Origin of the sequence: Mycobacterium sp. (genome assembly GCF_047975165.1) — a bacterium.
Taxonomy (GTDB): domain Bacteria; phylum Actinomycetota; class Actinomycetes; order Mycobacteriales; family Mycobacteriaceae; genus Mycobacterium.
In genome coordinates, this window is record NZ_JBKECZ010000118.1 from 59,455 (window position 1) to 74,898 (window position 15,444).

A 15,444-nucleotide genomic window follows, 5' to 3' on the forward strand; every position below is an offset into this window, starting at 1 on the left:
TCGCCGGGCACGCCGCCGGTTCGGCCGGGTTGCGCGGGGCCGCCCGATGGTGCGAAATTGTCAGGTGCCCGCGGGGGCGAAGTCTGGCGGCGCAGTACCGGTAAACCGGGATTCACCGGGTGATCGATGCGCCGAACCGGCATTCTTCCCTGCGAGGGCGGCTTCGCGAGGGAGCCGAAGACGGAGATGGAGCGTAAGCGCACGTGGCTGACGGTGGCCCGACAAGGGCGAGCAGCGGCAGGGCCGGGGGTACCCGGCGATTGGTGATCGTCGAGTCGCCCACCAAGGCGCGCAAACTCGCGGGATATCTGGGGTCGGGGTATGTCGTCGAGTCCTCGCGGGGTCACATCCGCGACCTGCCTCGGTCCGCCGCCGACGTTCCGGCGAAGTACAAGTCGGAACCGTGGGCGCGCCTGGGCGTCAACGTCGATCACGACTTCGAACCGCTGTACATCATCAGTCCGGAGAAGAAGAGCACGGTCACCGAGCTGAGAGGCCTGCTCAAGGACGTCGACGAACTGTATCTGGCCACTGATGGCGACCGTGAGGGCGAGGCGATCGCCTGGCATCTGATGGAGACGCTGAAACCGCGCGTTCCGGTCAAGCGGATGGTCTTCCACGAGATCACCGAACCGGCCATCATCGAAGCCGCCGAAAATCCTCGCGACCTGGACATCGACCTGGTCGACGCGCAGGAAACCCGCCGCATCCTCGACCGGCTGTACGGCTACGAGGTCAGCCCGGTGCTGTGGAAGAAGGTTGCACCCAAGTTGTCGGCGGGCCGGGTGCAGTCGGTGGCCACCCGCATCATCGTGCAGCGTGAACGCGACCGCATGGCGTTCCGTAGCGCCACCTACTGGGACATCCTGGCGAAGTTGGATGCCAGCGTGTCCGACCCGAAGGCGCGGCCGCCCACTTTTGCCGCCCGCCTGACAAACGTCGACGGGCTGCGGGTGGCCACCGGCCGCGACTTCGATTCCCTCGGGGCCCTGCGCAAAGCCGACGAAGTCGTAGTACTCGACGAGACCCGGGCAACCGCCCTGGCAGCTGGCCTGCAGGACGCCCAGCTGACGGTTGCCTCGGCCGAGGAGAAGCCCTACACCCGGCGTCCCTACCCCCCGTTCATGACCTCGACGCTGCAGCAGGAGGCGGGCCGCAAGTTGCGGTTCTCCTCCGAGCGGACGATGAGTATCGCGCAGCGTCTCTACGAGAACGGCTACATCACGTATATGCGAACAGACTCCACGACGCTGTCGGAGTCCGCGATCGTCGCCGCGCGCAACCAGGCGCGCCAGCTCTACGGCGAGGAGTACGTCTCGCCGTCGCCGCGCCAGTACACCCGCAAGGTCAAGAACGCCCAAGAGGCCCACGAGGCCATCCGCCCCGCGGGCGAGACTTTCGCCACCCCGGATGCGGTGCGCGGCGAACTGGAAGGCGATGAATTCCGGCTGTACGAACTGATCTGGCAGCGCACGGTTGCCTCACAGATGGCTGACGCTCGCGGCACCACCCTGAGTCTGCGCATCGAGGGCATGGCGGCCGAGCAGCGGGTGGTCTTCTCTGCCTCGGGTCGCACCTTGACTTTCCCGGGCTTCCTGAAGGCCTACGTGGAGACCGTCGACGAGCTGGCCGGAGGCGAGGCGGACGACGCCGAGCGGCGGTTGCCGCAGCTGACCCCGGGCCAGCGACTTGACGCGGTCGAACTGACACCCGACGACCACTCCACCAATCCCCCCGCCCGCTACACCGAGGCATCCCTGGTCAAGGCGCTCGAAGAGCTGGGTATCGGCCGGCCGTCCACCTACTCGTCGATCATCAAGACGATCCAGGACCGCGGCTATGTGTATAAGAGGGGCAGCGCCCTGGTGCCGTCCTGGGTCGCATTCGCGGTAATCGGGCTGTTGGAACGGCATTTCGGTCGCCTGGTCGACTACGGCTTCACCGCGGCGATGGAAGACGAGCTCGATTCCATCGCCTCGGGGAACGAAAAGCGCACCAACTGGCTCAACAACTTCTACTTCGGCGGTGAGCACGGTGTGCCGGATTCGGTGGCGCGCTCGGGAGGCCTGAAGAATCTTGTGGGCGTCAATCTGGAGGGCATCGACGCTCGAGAAGTCAACTCCATCCGAGTGTTCGATGATGCCCAGGGCCGTCCCGTCTACGTCCGGGTCGGGAGGAACGGGCCGTACCTGGAACGTATGGTGGTCGCGGACAACGGCGAGTCCACGCCGCAGCGGGCCAACCTCAACGATTCGCTTACCCCCGACGAGCTGACTCTGCAAGTGGCGGAAGAGCTTTTCGCAACACCCCAGGAGGGGCGTCCACTGGGCGTAGACCCGGCAACGGGCCACGAACTCGTTGCCAAGGACGGTCGGTACGGGCCGTACGTCACCGAGATCCTGCCCAAGCCGCAGGATCCGGGGCAGGGGCCGGACGGTGGCGACGCGGCCGCGGTCAAGAAGGGCAAGAAGCCCGCCGGCCCCAAACCCCGCACCGGTTCGCTGCTGCGCAGCATGGATTTGCAGACGGTCACGCTCCAGGACGCGCTGAAGCTGCTCTCGCTGCCCCGCGTGGTGGGTGTGGATCCCGCCTCCGGCGACGAGATCACCGCGCAGAATGGCCGGTACGGCCCGTACCTGAAGCGCGGTACCGACTCCCGATCGCTGACCACCGAGGATCAGATGTTCACCATCACCCTCGACGAAGCCCTCAAGATCTACTCCGAACCCAAACGCTCCGGGCGCCAGGGTGCTTCAGCGCCACCGCTGCGTGAGCTGGGTGCCGACCCGGCGTCGGGCAAGCCGATGGTGATCAAGGACGGCCGATTCGGCCCCTATGTCACCGACGGTGAGACCAACGCGAGCCTGCGCAAAGGCGACGAGGTGCTGACGCTTACCGACGAGCGTGCCGCCGAACTCCTGGCAGACCGCCGCGCTCGGGGCCCGGCGAAACGCCCGGCGAAGAAGGCTGCGCGCAAGACCGCCTCGAAGGCCAGGAAGAAGGCCCCGGCGAAGAAGACGGCCAGGCGGGGTTAGGGCGTTCGTCTCCGGATCGGCTACCCACCGAGCTGGCCGGCGGCCTCTTCGGCTTCGGACGGCACGTCCGCGCTGTCCCCTGGATCCACCGGGCGGGCGAGCTGGGTGGGCGCGGTGCGCCCCCGCAAGTCGACGATCTCGCCCACTTCCCAGCACAGGGCTTCGGCGTCCGCAGCACCGCTGACCGCGATCGCCGAGGCCAGCACGCGGCCCTGGTCCAACTTGGCCAGCTCGGTCAGCCGGGCTGCTTCGTTGACCGGGTCTCCGATCACGGTGTATTCGAATCGCGCCTGTGCGCCGATGTGGCCGGCGATGGCGCGGCCGGCAGACACCCCGATGCCGAATTCTGCCGAGCCGAGCACCGTGATCAGCTCGTCATGCAGCGCCCGCGCTGCTGCCAGCGCGGCACCGGGGCCGTCCGGGTGCTCGATCGGTGCGCCGAAGATCGCCAGCGCAGCGTCACCCTGGAACTTGTTGACGAACCCGCCGTGCCGGCCGACCGTATCCACCACGACCCGGAAGAACTCGTTGAGCAGGTGGACCACTTCGGCCGGTGGCCGAGTGGCGGCGAGCTGGGTTGAACCCACCAGGTCGATGAAGAGCACCGCGACGTCGCGTTCCTGCCCGCCGAGCTCGGCTCCGCGCTCCAGGGCCCGTCGTGCGACGTCCTCGCCCACGTATCGGCCGAACAGGTCGCGCAATCGTTGGCGCTCGGACAGGTCCCGAACCATGTCGTTGAATCCGGACTGCAGCAGGCCGAGCTCGCTGGCGTCGTAGATCTGCATGTGGGCGTTGAAGTTGCCGTGCTGCACCTCCGAGAGTGCCCAGCGCAGCTGGCGCACCGGGTCGGCGATCGACATCGACACCAGCAGAGTGCTGACACCCCCGATACCCAGTGCCGCCAGCGCCAGCAACATGATGGGAGTGAACAGGGCGTCCGGCCAGGTGTGCAGCAGCGCCGACTTGGCCGCGAGCACGGTCAGGACGATCGTCAGTACTGGCACGCCGGTGGACAGAATCCAGGTCAGCATCAGCCGCAGGATCACTCCGGGTGCGCGCATGTTCTCGGGGACACCGCTGCGTAGGGCGGCTACCGCCACCGGTCGCAGGATCCGTTCGGCTTGCAGGTAGCCGATGATCGCGGCTGCGACGGCACCCAGCGCATCGGCAACCACCCGCACCGGAATCGCGTGCCGACCCATCGACCAGCTGGCCGCGACGAACACGGTGCTGCCCACCGCCCAGGCGCCGGCGTCGATCAGTGTCCGGTAGAACGGCATTCGTAACGCGCGGGTGCGGGCCAATTCGGTGGTCGCTGGATCGGCTTCGACCATCAGGTTGTCGCGGCGCTGCCAACGGAACACCGGCAGCAGAAGCTTGAGGTTCCAAGTCAGGCTCCCCAAGACCAGCAGCAGCAACGTGCAGAGGAAGATCACCACATTGCGAGTGGGTAGATCGTGCAGTTGGATTCGCTCGCTGGGCGGTAGGCCGTAGCGGATGAAACCGAGCACGAACAGCCCGCCGATCATGTCGGCCTGCAACATGCTCAGGTAGAAGACCGGCCACGGCGTGCGCACGACCCAGTGCGCGAATACGCGCATTCGTCGCCGCAGAGCCGCCGGGGTAGTCACCGATCCACCGTATCGGTCGGTGGGGACTCGCCGGAACCTTGCGCGGCCCGCTCCGGGCGGCCCGACGCGGGCCGCAGGCGGGGAAAGATCACGGAATCGTCGCAATACCGCTGCCGATCGATATCGGTCGGGGGTGCTGGTTAGTCTTGCCGATGATGACCGGGGTGTTCACACGGCTGGTAGGCCAGCAAGCCGCGGAGGCCGAGCTGCTCGCGGCGGCCAGATCCGCCCGCGGTGAACCGGCTCACAATCCGCAGAGCGCCGGGACTATGACACATGCGTGGCTGATCACAGGCCCGCCGGGTTCGGGGCGTTCGATCGCCGCGCTGTGCTTCGCCGCGGCATTGCAGTGCACCTCCGAGGACGAGCCCGGGTGCGGGAAGTGCCGGGCGTGCACGACCACGATGGCCGGTACCCATGCCGACGTACGCAGGGTCGTTCCCGACGGCCTGTCCATCGGAGTGCGCGAAATGCGCGACATCGTGCAGATCGCCTCGCGGAAACCAGTCACCGGCCATCACCAGATCGTGGTTGTCGAGGACGCCGACCGGCTCACCGAAGGTGCCGCCAACGCTCTGCTGAAGGTGGTGGAGGAGCCACCGCCGTCGACGGTGTTCCTGTTGTGTGCCCCCTCGGTGGACCCCGAGGACATCGCGATAACACTGCGGTCCCGGTGCCGTTGCGTAGCACTGGCGACTCCGTCCGCCGAGGCCATCACGCGGGTTCTGGTCGACGGCGACGGCCTGGACCCCGATACCGCGCGGTGGGCGGCGTCGGTCAGCGGCGGCCACGTCGGCAGAGCACGCCGGCTGGCCACGGATGCGGAAGCCCGGCAGCGGCGCGAGCAGGCGCTTGAGCTGGTCCGCGACGCCGTACGGCCTTCCCGCGCCATTGCCGCGGGCGAGGCGCTGGTCGCCGCGGCCGAAGCCGAGGCGGTGGCGTTGACCTCCGAGCGCGCCGATGTCGAGACCGAGGAGCTGCGCACCGCGCTCGGTGCCGGTGGTACGGGCAAAGGGGCAGCCGGAGCCCTGCGGGGTTCGGCCGGTGCCATCAAGGAGCTGGAGCGGCGGCAGAAATCCCGTCATACCCGTGCCTCTCGGGACGCATTGGACCGGACGCTGATCGACCTCGCGACCTATTTCCGCGACGCCCTGGTGGTCTCGGCGGGTGCCGGCGGAGTGCGGGCCAACCATCCCGACATGGCCGAACAGGTGGCTGCGCTCGCCGCGCACGCCGGCCCGGAACGGCTGCTGAGGTGCGTCGAGGCGGTGCTGCAATGCCGCGAGGCACTCGCATTCAATGTCAAACCCAAGTTCGCCGTCGATGCCATGGTGGCTGCTGTCGGCCAGGAACTTCGGTAGCGCCGCCGACTTGGGTGGGGTGGCGCGTCTGCCGTAGACTCGTGCCGCCCCGTGCAGGGCAGGCCGCCTTAGCTCAGTCGGTAGAGCGATTCACTCGTAATGAATAGGTCAGGAGTTCGATTCTCCTAGGCGGCTCCATCTCGCCGGCCGGGAGGGAGGCGGTCGGTTGCCTGCCGGATCGGCGGCTCATCCGAGCCGAATGGAGGTAATGGAATAGATGGCCTTCGATATTTCGATGCTGGTCTCGGGCTTGGACCGGCGCGAGGACGGCATCTGGTTCGCGAAACAAAGCGCGCCTGTGTCTTGGCCGGAGCATGGCCATTCGGCCCGCCTGCAAGTAGAAGATCGTTCGTTTTGGTTCCGGCACCGCAACCGTTGCATTTCGAGCGTCGTGCGCCGCTTCGCCCCCGACGACGTACTGATCGATATCGGGGGGGGCAACGGTTACGTTTCGAAAGGCTTGATGGAGGCTGGAATCTCCTGCGCGCTGGTGGAGCCGGGAATCGAGGGGGCCGTGGCGGCGCGGGCACGCGGTGTCGACCCGGTGATCTGTGCGCGGTTGGAAGATGTTGGGATAGCCGAAGGTAGTGTCGGCTCGGCCGGGATGTTCGATGTGCTCGAGCATATCGAGGATGAGGCGGGTGCTTTGCGGCGAATTCATACACTGCTGCGGCCGGGCGGCCACCTGTTTCTCACCGTGCCGGCGTACAACTTCCTGAACTCGGCGGACGATGTCGCACTGGGTCATTTTCGCCGCTACACGCTGCGCAGCCTGAAACGCGCAGCCGCCAACCAGGGGTTCAGGGCGCAATTCACCACCTACTTGTTTACTCCGCTGCCCCCCTCGATCTTTCTGCTCCGCACGGTGCCCAGTTGGTTGCGGTTGCGACGCGCTGAAGACATGGAGGAACAGACAGCCGACCATGTGCGCGAGGGCTTTGCCGCACGGGTGGTGAATCGGCTGGTAGACCGGGAGGCGCGCCGTATTGAGGCGGGAGGCACGATCCCATTTGGCAGCAGCTGTCTCGCGGTGTTCGTCAAGGATTGAGTGCCGTCGGCCACGGGCACTGGCTACGAACCCGGGTAGATCGGCGCCAGGAACCCCACCGGCCCGGACGCCAGGCACAGTGCCAGCGAGGCGGTGATGGCACGTACGGTGATCGCGTCCCCGGCGCCCGGCAGCCGGACATAGACGCGGTTGAGGCCCGGACGCACGGGGACCCGCACCGCCGGACCGTCGGGCAGCGCGAGTGACATGGATCCGTCGATGTTTGCCAGATAGTTGAGCTCGACGGTCCAATCCGACGGCAGCAGCGGCCCGTCGAGGATCATGCGGGCCGGCTGATCAGGCTGGGCGAAATAGCCGCAGTGTGCGACGGGCCCGGGTTTGATGGTCCGTACCCAGGTGACCCTGGCGTCGACGAGTTTGCCCCGCTGGTCGAGCATCCGCAGCCGGGTTGTCGCCGCAGCAAACGGTGGCCGGTCGGCCAGTAGGGCGAACATGTGGCTGGCCAGGTTCTCCGGCCATGCGACCCGTTGCAGTACCAACGGATCGACCTCCTGATCCAGCAGCGGATCGGTCGGGTCTACCGCCGCCAGTGCGGCGCGCGCGTTGATCAAGTATGGCTGTGCGGGGTTGTCGCGCCACGAGGTGAGAAACGTGACCGTCGAGCACAGGCTGCTCGCCAGGAACAGCAGCGCCACCGAGCATGCCGCTGCCGCACGTGGCCATGACGCATCAAGCCAGGCCGAGGACACCCGGTTGGGTGCGGTGAACGCGATCGCCGCCAGCAACGCGAGCACCACCACGAGATCGGGAAAGTACCTCAGCGTCTGGGCCAGTTCGAGCGCGGTGAACCGCGACGAACGCATCAGATATATCGGAACCTGACATGCGACGGCGTAGCCCGCGGCCGTCAGCCAGACCGGCCCGATGCGCCCCTTGCGGATCAGTGAAATAACAAGTGCCCCAGCAAGAACCAGCCACCCAAGCCCGATGACCAGCGGTCCGGGAGTCGCCCACGGGGAGGCCGGTGCCCATCGTGCCCACTGCCAGGGGCCACCGGCCAGGCCGGGGACGATGCCGTGGGTGATCGAACGCGACAGCAGTGCCCGCGTCATCGCCAGGTCCGAACTCCACCGCCGCTGATTCACCACGGCCAGGTACAGCACCACCCACCCGGTGGTCAGGGCCAGGGACGGCACCCACAACCGGACGCCGTCGCGCCATGCGGTGCGGACCGGGCCCGGTTGTCCATGCACGTGGCGCGCCAACACCACCACCGCGAACGCCACGAAGGGGATCACCGCCGCCTTTTCGAAGAACAACAGCCCGCCCAGATAGACGAGCGTCCCGGTGACCGCGTAGCGCTGCCGGCTGGTGCGCACCAATAGCAGCGCATCGCCGCACACCCAGGCCAGCGCGGCCAGCATCGGCAGCGAATTCAGGGCTGCGGACCACCACGCGAACCCGGGCACCCCCAACGGGGTGAAGAGTGCGAACGTCAACGGAACCAACAGCACCGGACGCCAGCCCAGGATCACGTGCAGCGTCCGCAGCAGTGACAGCGATGCCAGCGCCTGCAGCGCGATCAGGCTCATCGCCGGTCCGGCCCAGACCAGTGGCACCAGTCGGGTGATGACGCCGGCGAGCAGGAAGGCCCCGGGCATCACGTGGCCGTCGTGGTCATCGAACAGATACGACGGCGACAGCAGGTTCTGGGTGCCGGCCCGGCCGACGAGGATCAGGTCGTCCCAGTAGAAATAACCACCGAATGCGAGCGTCCCGCGAATCACCAGTTGCAGTGCGATCAGCGCCGCGGCGGTGAGGATTACGGCCTGCCGCACTCGGTATGGTGGGCCGGTGCGCGCACTGGTCACCGGAGCAGCCGGCTTCATCGGATCGACGCTAGTCGACCGTCTGCTGGCCTACGGTCACGCGGTGGTCGGCCTGGACAACTTCGCGACCGGCCGCGCCACCAACATCGAGCACCTCGCCGGCAACCCCGAGTACACCTTCGTAGAGGCCGACATCGTGACCGCCGACCTCGACGGCATCCTCGAGGAACACCGTCCCGAGGTGGTGTTTCACCTGGCCGCCCAGATCGACGTGCGGCTCTCGGTGGCCAACCCGCGGTACGACGCATCGGTCAACGTGATCGGGACCGTTCGCTTGGCGGAGGCCGCACGGCAGGCGCAGGTCCGCAAGGTGGTGCACACCTCGTCGGGCGGGTCCATCTACGGGGTCCCGGAGCGGTATCCGACACCGGAGACGGCGCCCACCGATCCGGCGTCGCCCTACGCAGCGGGCAAGGTGGCCGGCGAAATCTACCTGAACACCTTCCGGCACCTCTACGACCTGGACTGCTCGCACATCGCGCCAGCCAACGTCTACGGTCCGCGCCAGGATCCGCACGGGGAGGCCGGGGTGGTGGCGATCTTCGCCCAGGCGCTGCTCGAGGGCCGGGCCACCAAGGTGTTCGGCGACGGCTCCAACACCCGCGACTATGTGTTCGTCGACGCCGTCGTCGACGCCTTCGTCAGGGCATCCGCTGACGCCGGCGGGGGGCAACGCTTCAACGTCGGGACCGGGACCGAAACGTCGGACCGTCAACTGCATTCGGTGGTGGCCGCGGCTGTCGGAGGCCCCGATGACCCGGAATACCATCCGCCGCGACTGGGTGACCTGAAGCGCTCCTGCCTCGACATCGGTTTGGCCGCGGAGGTGTTGGGCTGGCGGCCGCAAGTCGAGCTGGAAGAGGGCGTGCGGCGCACCGTGGAGTATTTCCGCGGTAGGCACACCAGCGGGTAGCGGGGCCGCCGGCCGGCCCGCAGCCGGCCGCCCGGCCACTCTCCGCCCGCCGCTGGCCCTCCGCTTGCCGCTGGCCGCCCGGGCAGCGGGGGGCCGTGGCGGGAGAGATCCGCCAGGGGCCGGCCCGGCGAAAGGGGGCGGGTCTGGGCGCGCGGGTGGCCCCAGGATGCGTCCGCTAGCGCGGCTGCGGCTCCTGTGCGCTCTCCAATGCGACGGCCCTGGCCAGCCGCGCGTACCGCAACTCCAGGTCTTTGAAGCGTAGGTATGTGCTCAGCGTGGTGAAGCTGAACGCCATGATGAGCCCGTAGAGCATCAGGTCGGTGCCCCGGCGCACGCCGAACCACTGTGCCAACACCGTCGTGTCGTCCGGCCGCAACACCGCGTAGACACCCGCCAACACGAATAGGACGTAGCCCACCTTGACCCAAGCCCGAGCGCCGGCGCTGCGGCGTGACCGCAGCAGGAAAACCAGGAGTGCGACGATGCATGCGATCAACAGCACCTGAATCCAGTTCACCCGCTAACTCCTTGCATCGACGGATCCCGTTGCACCGACCGGTCCCGCTTCGCTGCCGCCGATCATCGACGCAACCTGGAGCGCAGAAACCCGTCGAAGACGATGTTGACGCCGTTGAGCAATGGCTGCCCCTTCGACTTGGAATAGTCGGTGTAGAGCACCTCGACAGGCTCTTCGGCTACCCGCCAGCCGTTTTCGGCGATCATCATCACGATTTCGGTGGCGTGGCTCATGCCGTTCATGGTGATGTTCATCCCGTCGGCGACGGTCTTGTTGAACACCCGCAGGCCGTTGTTGGTGTCGGTGAGGCCCAGGCGCCGGCCCCGTCGGCTCAGCCGCGCCGCGGTCTGCAGCACGATCCGCTTCAGCAGCGGCGGCCGGTTGGTCACCGAGTCGCCGAACCGGGTGCCGATCACGACGTCCACGTCGCCGCGGTTGAGCCGGTCGATCATTGTGGTGACGTCATCGACCCGGTGCTGGCCGTCGGCGTCGAAAGTGGCGAACACGGCGGCACCGGGTTGCTTGCGCGCATATTCGATGCCGGTCTGGATGGCCGCACCCTGTCCCAGATTGATCGGATGGCGCACCAGATACGCCCCGGCTCGGCGGGCGATCTCCCCGGTATCGTCGGCGCTGCCGTCGTCCACGCAGACGACGTGGTCGAAGACCGCGCGCAACTCCGCGACGACTTCGCCGATCACGGTGGCTTCGTTGAAGGCGGGAACGACGATCCAGACGTCGGGGTAGTGCATGTCTGTGCCCATATACGGGCTCAAAAGTACACGCGCTCAGGCGGGATCGTGTCCGGCACGCCCCAGGGCAAACAGATGGACGCCGATCCCCACCAGTGGGCCGCACATCAGACTGATGATCGTGCGGGTTTCCAGTCCGGTCGGCAACAGCAGCAACAGCCCCGACACCGCTGTCGCGCAGACCCACCCCAGCGAATAGGCCCGGTGCAGGGCGGCGGCCACGGCGGCTACGCCGGTCAGTGTAAGCAGTGTTATCGATACCGCCGCGGCCGTCAGCCAGGCCAGCAATGCGCCGCTGGCCTGATAGTCCGGTCCGAATGCAACTCGCAGCAGCCACGGACCCGCCAGGCCGGCCAGCATTACACCGGCACCGCCGATCCCCGCGACGAGCAGCGCCGGTGAGATCAGTGCTCGCAGACGATGACTGCGTTCGTCGACGAAATGCGCAATCAGGTTGCCCTGCATGGCCATCAGCGGGAACAGCAGCGGCGCGCGGGTCAGCGTCACCGCCAGGATGACCACGCCGCCTTCGGCACCCAGCTCCGCAGACGTCAGTTTCAGCAGCACCGGGAACCCCATCATCAGGATCGCGCTGGCGCCCGCCGCGGCGACCGAGTGGCCGGCGCCGCGCAGGAAGTCACCGGCGGTGCCGGGCGCCGACAGCCGCGCTGCCGCACGCGCGGAAGGCGAGGCGGCCAGCAGTATCAGCCAGGACACCGAGCCCGCGACGGTCGCCCAGAGGAAACCGGTCAGTCCCCAGCCGAGCGCAAACGTCGCCGCGGCCACGACCGCCCGGAACGCGGAGTCGGTCACCATCAGCGCCCCGTACTGGCCCCACCGGTTGCTGCCGGCGAGCATCCCCATCAGGGCGAAGTGCACGCAGAACCCGGCCAGGCCGATGCTGAGCAGCGCCACCGACAACCAGCCGGATTCGACGAACACCCGCGCGCTCCACAACGGGGAACTGCCCGCTAGCAGTGCCGCCGAGCCCACGCCGACGTAGCCGGCTACCCGCATCGGGTGTATTCGGGAACCATCGAGGGCCGGCGCCTGGGGCGCGGAGTCCTGGGCCTGGCGGATCTCTCGCGTCGTTTCCTGCAGTAGTCCCAGTGCGGCGCCGGCAACCAGCCCGAATGCGCCCCAGAACACCCCGAAGATCGCGAAGCCGCCGGGAGCCAGGCCGCGGGCGGCCAGATAGATCACCGCGTACCCGCAGAGCGCGGCCGCGACGGTTGCGACGCCGACCCGCGCCACGCTCCCGCGCGCTATCGGCCCATCCGCCGGTCCGGGGATGCGCGCGCCGTCCGTCACCGTGGCGACACTAGCGGTCGGCTGCTCGGATGCGTTACCGCGGATCGAAACTCCCGGGCATCTGCGCGGCAGGGACGGCGGGGGTGGCCGTTCCGGGCGTCAGTGGCCGCTGGTCTTGAACCGCTCCACCGAACGTTGCACTTCGGCTTCGGCTTCGGCGCGGCCGACCCAGTCTGCGGCTTTGACGTATTTGCCCGGCTCCAGGTCTTTGTAGTGCACGAAGAAGTGCTTGATGGCGTCCAGCTCGTATTCGGGGACGTCGCCGATGTCCTGGATGTGATCCCAGCGGTTGTCGCCGGCCGGGACACACAGCACTTTGCAGTCGCCGCCGGCCTCGTCGACCATCTGGAACATGCCCACCGGCCGCGCCTCGACGAGCACTCCGGGATACAGCGGTTGCGGCAGCAGCACGAGCGCGTCCAGCGGATCGCCGTCCTCACCCAGGGTGTCCTCGATGAAGCCGTAGTCGGCCGGGTACGCCATCGGGGTGTAGAGGTAGCGGTCCAGCCGAACCCGACCGGTTACGTGATCGACCTCGTACTTGTTCCGCTGACCCTTGGGGATTTCGATCGTCACGTCGAATTGCACGGTCTCACCCTAGCCGAGATTCCTCTCGCGTAGGTGCGCCGGCAGTGCCTCGTCAATGGTTGGGCAGAATGGCACCGGCAGGACAGGAGTTTCATGAGGACCACGCGCCCGCGCCGGACCACCCGTGTTATGGCGGGATCGAGGGTGCTTGCGTTCGCCGTGGCGGCGGCGGCAGTCGTAGTCCTGGTCAAAACGGGCGGTCACAGCACCGGCGGCGGGTATTCGTCGATTCCCGCTCCCGGGCCCCCGACGGTGAATGCGGCCGTGCGACCCGTGGTCGACAACTCGGCGGTGCCCGATCCCGCAGGTGTGGCGGCAGCGCTGGCGGCAGCAGCGGCCGATCCGAATCTGGGCAAGCTGGGGGCGCGCGTCACCGATGCCCTCACCGGCAAGGAACTCTGGGCCCGGTTCGACAACGTACCCATGGTTCCGGCGTCGACGAACAAGGTCCTGACGGCTTCGGCGGCACTGCTCACGCTGGATCGTCAGGCACGGATCAGCACCAAGGTGGTCGCCGGCCGTCAGGGTGCGTCGGCCCCGGTGGTGTTGGTTGGTGCCGGGGATCCGACGCTGTCCGCCGCGCCACCCGGCGTGGAGACCTGGTATCGCGGGGCTGCCCGGATAAGTGACCTGGTGGAGCAGGTACGCCGAAGTGGTGTGACCCCGACGGCTGTGCAGGTGGACATTTCGGCGTTCACCGGCCCGACGTTCGCCCCGGGCTGGGACCCCGCCGACATCGCCGGAGGCGACATCGCCCCCATCGAGGCGGCGATGATCGATGCCGGCCGGATCCAGCCCACCACGGTCGAATCGAGGCGCTCGCCCACCCCGGCGATGGATGCCGGACGGGCACTGGCCAAGGCACTTGATCTCGACCCGGCGGTGGTCTCCATCGGTTCGGCGCCGCCCGGCGCCCGGCAACTGGCCGTGGTGCAGTCGGCCCCGCTGATCCAACGGCTCTCCGAGATGATGAATGCCTCCGACAATGTGATGGCCGAGTGCATCGCGCGGGAGGTTGCGGCCGCGATCAACCGGCCGCGGAGTTTCACCGGTGCCGCCGACGCGGTGCGCAACCAATTGAATTCCGTGCACATCTCCACCGCCGGTGCGACGCTGATGGACTCCAGCGGGCTGTCCGAGGACGACCGGCTGACGGCCCGCATCCTCGACGCAGTGCTGAATGCCGCGGCTGGACCGGACCAGCCCGCGCTGCGGCCGCTGCTCGATCTTCTCCCCATTGCCGGTGGCAGCGGGACTCTCGGCGACCGCTTCCTCGACGGGTCCAGCAAGTCGGGGCCGGCGGGCCTGTTGCGTGCGAAGACCGGATCGCTGACGGCGGTCAATGCGCTGACCGGGGTTCTCACCGACGCCGGTGGCAGGGTGCTCACCTTCGCATTCATCTCCAACGACGCGGGAATCAGAGGACGCACGGCTCTCGACGCTCTGGCCACCAAGCTGTGGTTCTGCGGGTGCGTGAGGTGACCGCGGCATCGAAGCCGACGCTGGGCAGCGCCGTCGACTGGCGATTCGCGGCCAGGGTGGGGGAGAGACTTGCCCCCGCAGGGCCGGTCACCTCCGACTACACCAGGCGGCAGGTCGTCGACGAGCTGATGCGCGCATCTCAGCGGGCCGAACCGCCGGTGCGCGACGTCACCGGCCTGATCGCCGAGGGTGCGGTGCCGCCGGCTCGCGTGGTCGATCGCCGCGAGTGGGTCCGGGCGGCGACGTCGTCGATGCGCGCGATGATGAACGGCGCCGAGGAGCCCCGCGGCTACCTCACCGGCCGGTTGACCGGCGCGCAGACCGGTGCCGTACTGGCTTTCGTGTCGTCGGGCATTCTCGGGCAGTACGACCCGTTCGCCGACCTCGGCGATGACCGGGCGGGCAGCCTGCTGCTGGTGTATCCGAACGTCATTTCGGTCGAACGCCAGCTGAAGGTCGACCCGTCCGATTTCCGGTTGTGGGTGTGCCTGCACGAGGTCACCCACCGGGTGCAGTTCACCGCCAACCCGTGGATCGCGGGGTTCATGTCGGATTCGCTGGGCCTGCTCACCCAGGAGCCTGCTGAAGAGATCGGCGAGGTGGTAAGCCGGTTGGCCGCGTTCGTTCGAACCCGCGGGGAACCCTCCGATGATTCCGGTGCCACCGGGATTCTGGGACTGGTGCGTGCCGTGCAATCCGAGCCGCAGCGCACGGCCCTGGATCGGCTGCTGGTCCTGGGTACGTTGCTGGAAGGCCATGCCGAACATGTCATGGATGCGGTGGGCCCGGCAGTGGTGCCGTCGGTCGCCGCCATCCGGCGCCGATTCGACGAACGTCGCCAGCGAAAGCAGCCGCCGCTGCAACGGCTGTTGCGGGCGTTGCTGGGTCTGGACGCCAAACTGAGCCAGTACACCCGCGGCAAGGCGTTCGTCGACCTCGTTGTCGACCGGGTCGAC

At 67.9% G+C, this 15,444-nt stretch carries 12 protein-coding genes and 1 tRNA gene; 7 read left to right on the forward strand and 6 right to left on the reverse strand.

Going from position 1 to position 15,444, the window contains the following annotated elements; all coding sequences use genetic code 11:
- The first annotated feature begins 203 nt into the window (after positions 1–203).
- Positions 204–3,035: a type I DNA topoisomerase gene (gene topA, locus ACK5M9_RS12205; protein WP_416893427.1), complete on the forward strand. Its 2,832-nt coding sequence runs from the start codon at positions 204–206 to the stop codon at positions 3,033–3,035.
- Positions 3,036–3,055: 20 nt separating this feature from the next.
- Here topA and ACK5M9_RS12210 read toward each other — a convergent pair whose 3' ends face one another.
- The gene (locus ACK5M9_RS12210; protein WP_416893428.1) at positions 3,056–4,666 is read right to left on the reverse strand and encodes an adenylate/guanylate cyclase domain-containing protein; all 1,611 of its coding nucleotides are present in this window, start codon (positions 4,664–4,666) and stop codon (positions 3,056–3,058) included.
- Between the two features lie 155 nt (positions 4,667–4,821).
- On the opposite strand from ACK5M9_RS12210, the gene ACK5M9_RS12215 reads away from it, so the two are divergent.
- The 3 genes from ACK5M9_RS12215 (at position 4,822) to ACK5M9_RS12225 (ending at position 7,075) form a co-directional block, all read left to right on the forward strand.
- On the forward strand, positions 4,822–6,027 hold the full coding sequence (locus tag ACK5M9_RS12215) for a DNA polymerase III subunit delta' (protein WP_416893429.1): 1,206 nt from the start codon (positions 4,822–4,824) through the stop codon (positions 6,025–6,027).
- A gap of 62 nt (positions 6,028–6,089) precedes the next feature.
- Positions 6,090–6,165, forward strand: a tRNA-Thr gene (locus ACK5M9_RS12220).
- A gap of 79 nt (positions 6,166–6,244) precedes the next feature.
- Entirely contained in the window at positions 6,245–7,075 is an 831-nt protein-coding gene (locus ACK5M9_RS12225; protein ID WP_416893430.1) for a class I SAM-dependent methyltransferase, read from the forward strand.
- Positions 7,076–7,098: 23 nt separating this feature from the next.
- On the opposite strand, the gene ACK5M9_RS12230 is transcribed toward ACK5M9_RS12225, so the two are convergent.
- Positions 7,099–8,925 (reverse strand): hypothetical protein, encoded by a 1,827-nt coding sequence (locus ACK5M9_RS12230; RefSeq protein WP_416893431.1) that lies wholly within the window; start codon positions 8,923–8,925, stop codon positions 7,099–7,101.
- On the opposite strand from ACK5M9_RS12230, the gene ACK5M9_RS12235 reads away from it, so the two are divergent.
- Positions 8,891–9,838, forward strand: coding sequence for a GDP-mannose 4,6-dehydratase (locus ACK5M9_RS12235; RefSeq protein ID WP_416893432.1), 948 nt, complete (start codon positions 8,891–8,893; stop codon positions 9,836–9,838). The two genes, ACK5M9_RS12230 and ACK5M9_RS12235, sit on opposite strands and share 35 nt — an antisense overlap.
- A gap of 175 nt (positions 9,839–10,013) precedes the next feature.
- Here ACK5M9_RS12235 and ACK5M9_RS12240 read toward each other — a convergent pair whose 3' ends face one another.
- From ACK5M9_RS12240 to ACK5M9_RS12255, 4 genes are all read right to left on the reverse strand, one after another.
- Complete coding sequence (locus tag ACK5M9_RS12240) at positions 10,014–10,355, reverse strand: DUF2304 domain-containing protein (protein WP_416893433.1); 342 nt, start codon at positions 10,353–10,355, stop codon at positions 10,014–10,016.
- A 62-nt stretch (positions 10,356–10,417) separates the two neighbouring features.
- Complete coding sequence (locus ACK5M9_RS12245; protein ID WP_416893434.1) at positions 10,418–11,119, reverse strand: glycosyltransferase family 2 protein; 702 nt, start codon at positions 11,117–11,119, stop codon at positions 10,418–10,420.
- Positions 11,120–11,143: 24 nt separating this feature from the next.
- The gene (locus tag ACK5M9_RS12250) at positions 11,144–12,418 is read right to left on the reverse strand and encodes a hypothetical protein (RefSeq protein ID WP_416893435.1); all 1,275 of its coding nucleotides are present in this window, start codon (positions 12,416–12,418) and stop codon (positions 11,144–11,146) included.
- Positions 12,419–12,517: 99 nt separating this feature from the next.
- The gene (locus ACK5M9_RS12255) at positions 12,518–13,006 is read right to left on the reverse strand and encodes an inorganic diphosphatase (RefSeq protein WP_416893436.1); all 489 of its coding nucleotides are present in this window, start codon (positions 13,004–13,006) and stop codon (positions 12,518–12,520) included.
- Positions 13,007–13,099: 93 nt separating this feature from the next.
- On the opposite strand from ACK5M9_RS12255, the gene dacB reads away from it, so the two are divergent.
- Both dacB and ACK5M9_RS12265 read left to right on the forward strand, forming a co-directional pair.
- Positions 13,100–14,488: a D-alanyl-D-alanine carboxypeptidase/D-alanyl-D-alanine-endopeptidase gene (gene dacB, locus ACK5M9_RS12260; RefSeq protein ID WP_416893437.1), complete on the forward strand. Its 1,389-nt coding sequence runs from the start codon at positions 13,100–13,102 to the stop codon at positions 14,486–14,488.
- Positions 14,485–15,444: zinc-dependent metalloprotease (locus ACK5M9_RS12265; protein ID WP_416893444.1), on the forward strand; the 960-nt coding region annotated here is incomplete at its 3' end. The genes dacB and ACK5M9_RS12265, both read left to right, overlap by 4 nt.

Coding starts and splice junctions, on each gene's coding strand:
- ACK5M9_RS12245 (WP_416893434.1), bottom strand. CDS start 11,119: ATGGGCACAGACATGCACTACCCCGACGTCTGGATCGTCGTTCCCGCC.
- ACK5M9_RS12215 (WP_416893429.1), top strand. CDS start 4,822: ATGACCGGGGTGTTCACACGGCTGGTAGGCCAGCAAGCCGCGGAGGCC.
- ACK5M9_RS12230 (WP_416893431.1), bottom strand. CDS start 8,925: ATGAAGCCGGCTGCTCCGGTGACCAGTGCGCGCACCGGCCCACCATAC.
- ACK5M9_RS12225 (WP_416893430.1), top strand. CDS start 6,245: ATGGCCTTCGATATTTCGATGCTGGTCTCGGGCTTGGACCGGCGCGAG.
- dacB (WP_416893437.1), top strand. CDS start 13,100: ATGAGGACCACGCGCCCGCGCCGGACCACCCGTGTTATGGCGGGATCG.